This window comes from Streptomyces sp. NPDC042336 (genome assembly GCF_055581985.1).
This window is the reverse complement of sequence record NZ_JBVJEA010000072.1, coordinates 1-4,843: the sequence shown is the minus strand read 5'-3', so window position 1 is coordinate 4,843 and position 4,843 is coordinate 1. Positions and strand designations below refer to the sequence as shown.

At 70.9% G+C, this 4,843-nt stretch carries 1 protein-coding gene; it reads left to right on the top strand.

Annotated features, from left to right (window positions below):
- The coding region (locus tag ACZ6IM_RS42190; RefSeq protein ID WP_469564537.1) for an amino acid adenylation domain-containing protein at window positions 1-4,843 on the top strand (4,843 nt) is incomplete at both ends.

Genomic DNA, 4,843 nt, shown 5'->3' with positions numbered 1-4,843 from the left:
CACCGACACCGTCACCATCGACGACGACTTCTTCCACCTCGGCGGCCACTCCCTCCTCGCCACCACACTCATCAGCCGCATCCGCACCGTCATCGATACCGAACTTCCCATCCGGCAGCTGTTCGAGACGCCCACCGTCGCCGGTATCAGCGCCGTCCTGGGCAAGGACACCGCACCGAGCCGCCGCACCGTGACCGCGGTGGATCCGCGTCCGGCACGCATTCCGCTCTCCTACGCCCAGCAGCGGCTGTGGTTCCTCAACCGCTTCGAGGGCCCCAGCGCCACCTACAACGCGCCGGTGGCCCTGCGGCTCACCGGGTCCCTGGACCGGGAGGCCCTGCGACAGGCCCTGGCCGATGTCGTGGACCGGCACGAGAGCCTGCGCACGGTGTTCGCGGAGGACGCCGAGGGTGCGCACCAGGTCGTCCGGGGCCCGGCCGACGCCCGGCCGGAGTTCACGATCGTGGAGACGGACGAAGCACGTCTGCGTGACGACCTGGCGGGTGCGGCCGGCCACCCCTTCGACCTTGCGGCCGAAATCCCGTTCCGTGCCTCACTGTTCGCCTTGTCGGAGGAGCAACACGTACTCCTCCTGCTGACGCACCACATCGTGAGTGACGCGTGGTCGCGGACGCCGCTGGCCCGTGACCTCACGGCCGCATACGCGGCCCGGGTACGCAATGCGGCAGCCCCGCAGTGGGCGCCGCTGCCCGTCCAGTACGCCGACTACAGCCTCTGGCAACGCGACATCCTCGGCACCGAGGACGACCCCGACAGCGAGATCTCCCGCCAACTCGACTACTGGACCCACACCCTCACCGGACTCCCCGACCAGCTCGAACTCCCCTACGACCGCCCCCGCCCCGCCGTCGCCACCTACCGCGGCGACCGCATCCCCTTCGACATCCCCGCAGACCTGTATGGGCGCGTCAGTGAGGTGGCCCGGCGCGTTCAGGCGAGCCCGTTCATGGTGCTTCAGGCAGGGCTCGCCGCGCTGCTGACCCGGCTCGGCGCGGGCACGGACATCCCGCTGGGCACGCCGATCGCGGGCCGGACCGACGAGGCCCTGGACGACTTGATCGGCGTCTTCCTGAACACGCTGGTTCTGCGCACGGACACCTCCGAGAACCCGACGTTCGCCGAACTGGTGGACCGGGTCCGTGAACGGAACCTCGGTGCCTACGCCCATCAGGATCTGCCGTTCGAGCGGCTGGTGGAGGCGGTCAACCCGGAGCGCTCGCTCGCCCGGCACCCCCTCTTCCAGGTGCTTCTCACGCTCAACAACACCGACTACCAGGGCGCGTTGGACTCCCTCGGTGACCTGCCCGGTCTCGGGGCCGAGCGGGAGCCGATCGAGTCGTCCGTCGCCAAGTTCGACCTGGCCTTCGGCTACACGGAGCGTCGCGACACGCACGGCCGGGCGACCTCCCTGCACGGCGTACTGGAGTTCAGCACCGACCTGTTCGACCGCGTCACCGCCGGCGCCCTCGTCGACCGGCTCCTCCGGTTCCTGGACCACGCGGTCACCACCCCGGACGTCAGAATCGGCGACATCGAGATCCTCGCCGGGGCCGAGCGCGGGCGCCTGCTCGAACTCTGGAACGACACAGCTCGTGAGGTGCCGGGGCGTTCGGTGGTGGAGCTGTTCGAGGAGCGGGTTGCCTCGAACCCGCTCGCTGAGGCCGTGGTCGCGGGCGAGGAAGCGCTGTCGTACGAGGAGCTGGACGCCCGTGCGGAGCGGTTGGCCGGTGTGCTGGCCGAGCGCGGTGCCGACGCCGAACGGTTCGTGGCGGTGGCCCTGCCCAGATCCGTGGACCTGGTCGTGGCCCTGCTCGCGGTCTGGAAGACCGGCGCCGCCTACCTCCCCCTCGACACCGAGTACCCGGCCGAACGGCTGGCGTACATGCTGGACGACGCCAACCCCGTCCTGCTCGTCACCACGAGCGACCTGACCCCCGTACTGCCGGAGGAACCGGCCGTACCGCGGCTGCTGCTGGACGCCCCCGAAACCACCGAGGCTCTGTCGCGGCTCGCGGGCGACCAGTCCCTGACTCCTCCGGCTCTCGCGAACCCCGCATACGTGATCTACACATCGGGGTCGACGGGACGCCCGAAGGGTGTGGTCGTGCCGCAGGGGGCGCTGGTGAACTTCCTGACGGCGATGCGTGACCGCTTCGAACTCGGCGCCGGGGACCGCCTGGTGGCGGTGACCACGGTCGGGTTCGACATCGCCGGGCTCGAACTCTTCGTGCCCTTGTTGTCGGGCGCGTCGATCACGCTCGCGGAGCGGGATGTCGTCCGGGACCCGGTCGCGTTGTGCGGTTTGGTGCGGTCGGCGGGTGCGTCCGTGATGCAGGCGACGCCGAGCCTGTGGCGGGCGGTGCTGGCAGAGGACGCTTCGGCGCTGGCCGGGGTGCGGGTGCTGGTGGGTGGCGAAGCTCTGCCCGCCGACCTGGCCGAGGCGCTCGTCCAACGGGCGTTGTCGGTGACCAACCTGTACGGGCCGACGGAGACGACGATCTGGTCCACGCAATGGCCAGTGACCGCAGACGGTGCACGCCGGCCGCGGATCGGCCGCCCGATCGCCAACACCCGTGTTTACGTCCTCGACGGCACACTCCGGCCCGTTCCGGCCGGAGTGCCGGGCGAGCTCTACATCGCCGGTGACGGCGTCGTACGCGGTTACCACGACCGACCGGGGCTGACCTCCGAACGGTTCGTCGCCGACCCCCACGGCCCCTCCGGCACCCGCATGTACCGCACCGGCGACCTCGCACGCTGGACGGTGGACGGGGAGCTGGAGTACCTCTCCCGCGTAGACGACCAGGTCAAGCTGCGTGGTTTCCGGATCGAGCTGGGCGAGATCGAAGCGGTACTCGCCGGACACGAGCGAGTGGCCCAGGCCGCCGTACTCGTCCGCGAGGCCCACCCCGGAGACCGGCGCCTCGTCGCCTACCTCATCCCGGCAGCCGAAGCGGTGGAGACGGCCGAGGTGCGGGCGCATCTCGCCGCCCACCTGCCGGACTACATGGTGCCCTCGGCCTTCGTCGCCCTGGACGCCTTCCCCCTCACCCCCAACGGCAAGCTCGACCGCCGCGCTCTGCCCGCGCCCGACTACGGGCCGCAGGCGGGTGGCGGACGGGTGGCGCGCTCCCCCCGGGAGGAGCTGCTCTGCACGCTGTTCGCGGAGGTGCTCGGAGTCGAAAGTGTCACCATCGACGACGACTTCTTCGCCCTGGGCGGCCACTCCCTGCTCGCCACCAGACTCGTCAGCCGCATCCGCACCGTCCTGGACACCGAGATCGCCGTACGCCGGCTGTTCGAGGCGCCCACGGTCGCCGAACTGGCGGCCGTGCTGGACGACGCGACCGGCGCGCGGAAGCCGCTTCGGGCCACCGCCTCCCGGCCCGCACGTGTTCCGCTGTCGTACGCCCAGCAGCGGCTGTGGTTCCTGCACCGCTTCGAGGGCCCCAGCGCCACCTACAACCTGCCCGTTGCCCTGCGGATGACAGGGACGCTGGACCAGGAGGCGCTGCGGCTGGCGTTGGCGGACGTCGTCGACCGGCACGAGAGCCTGCGCACGGTGTTCGCGGAGGACGCCGAGGGCCCGTACCAGATCGTGCGGGACACCGCTGAGGTGTCTCTCACGGTGACCGCCACGGACGAGGAGCACCTGCACCAGGACGTGGACCGTGCGTCCCGCGCGCCCTTCGAGCTGAGCGAGGAACCGCCCCTGCGCGCCTTCCTGTTCGAGCTCGGCGAAGAGGAGTACGTCCTGCTCGCTGTCGTCCACCACATCGCGGGCGACGCCTGGTCGATGGGCCCCCTCGCCCAGGATCTGACGGCGGCGTACGCGGCCCGCGTGCGGGGTGCTGCCCCGCAGTGGGCGCCGCTGCCGGTGCAGTACGCCGACTACAGCATCTGGCAGCGGGACGTCCTCGGCTCCGAGGACGACCCCGACAGCGAGGCCGGCCGCCAACTGGACTACTGGAAGCACTCGTTGTCGGGTCTGCCGGCGGAGCTTTCGCTGCCGTTCGACCGCCCGAGGCCGGCCACGGCATCGTATGTGGGTGACCGGGTCACCTTCGAGCTGCCGGAGGACGTGTACAGCGGTCTGGTACGCGTCGCCCGTGAGGGCAGGTCCAGTCTGTTCATGGTGCTCCAGACCGCGCTCGCCACGCTGCTGTCCCGGCTGGGCGCGGGCACGGACATCCCGCTGGGCACCCCGATCGCCGGCCGCACCGACGACGCGCTCGACAAGCTGGTCGGCTTCTTCGTGAACACGCTGGTGCTGCGCACGGACGTCTCCGGGGACCCCACCTTCGCGGAGCTGCTGGAGCGGGTGCGGGCGGCCGACCTCGCCGCCTACGCCCACCAGGACCTGCCGTTCGAGCGGCTGGTCGAGGCGGTGAACCCGGAGCGTTCACTCTCCCGGCACCCCCTCTTCCAGACCATGCTCACCCTGAACAACACGGACCAGGGCGCGGCGTCCGCCATCGCTTCCCTGCCCTGCCTGGAGGTGAGCAGCCGACCGGTCGGAATCGGCGCAGCCAAGTTCGACCTGTCCTTCCGGCTCGCCGAACGGCGCCCCACTGCGGAGTCCGGGTCCGCCACTTTGGGGGGTGCGCTGGACTACAGCACCGACCTCTTCGACCGGGAGACCGCGCAGTCCATCACCGAGCGTTTCGTCCGCGTACTGACCGCCCTGGCCCAGGACCCGGACCTCCGGGTTTCCGAGGTGGAGGTGCTGGAGGAGGCCGAGCGGGAGCGGATCCTGTCGGGCTGGCAGGGGGCAACACGCACTCTGCGCGGGGCGTCGCTGCCCCAGCTCATCACCGAGCAG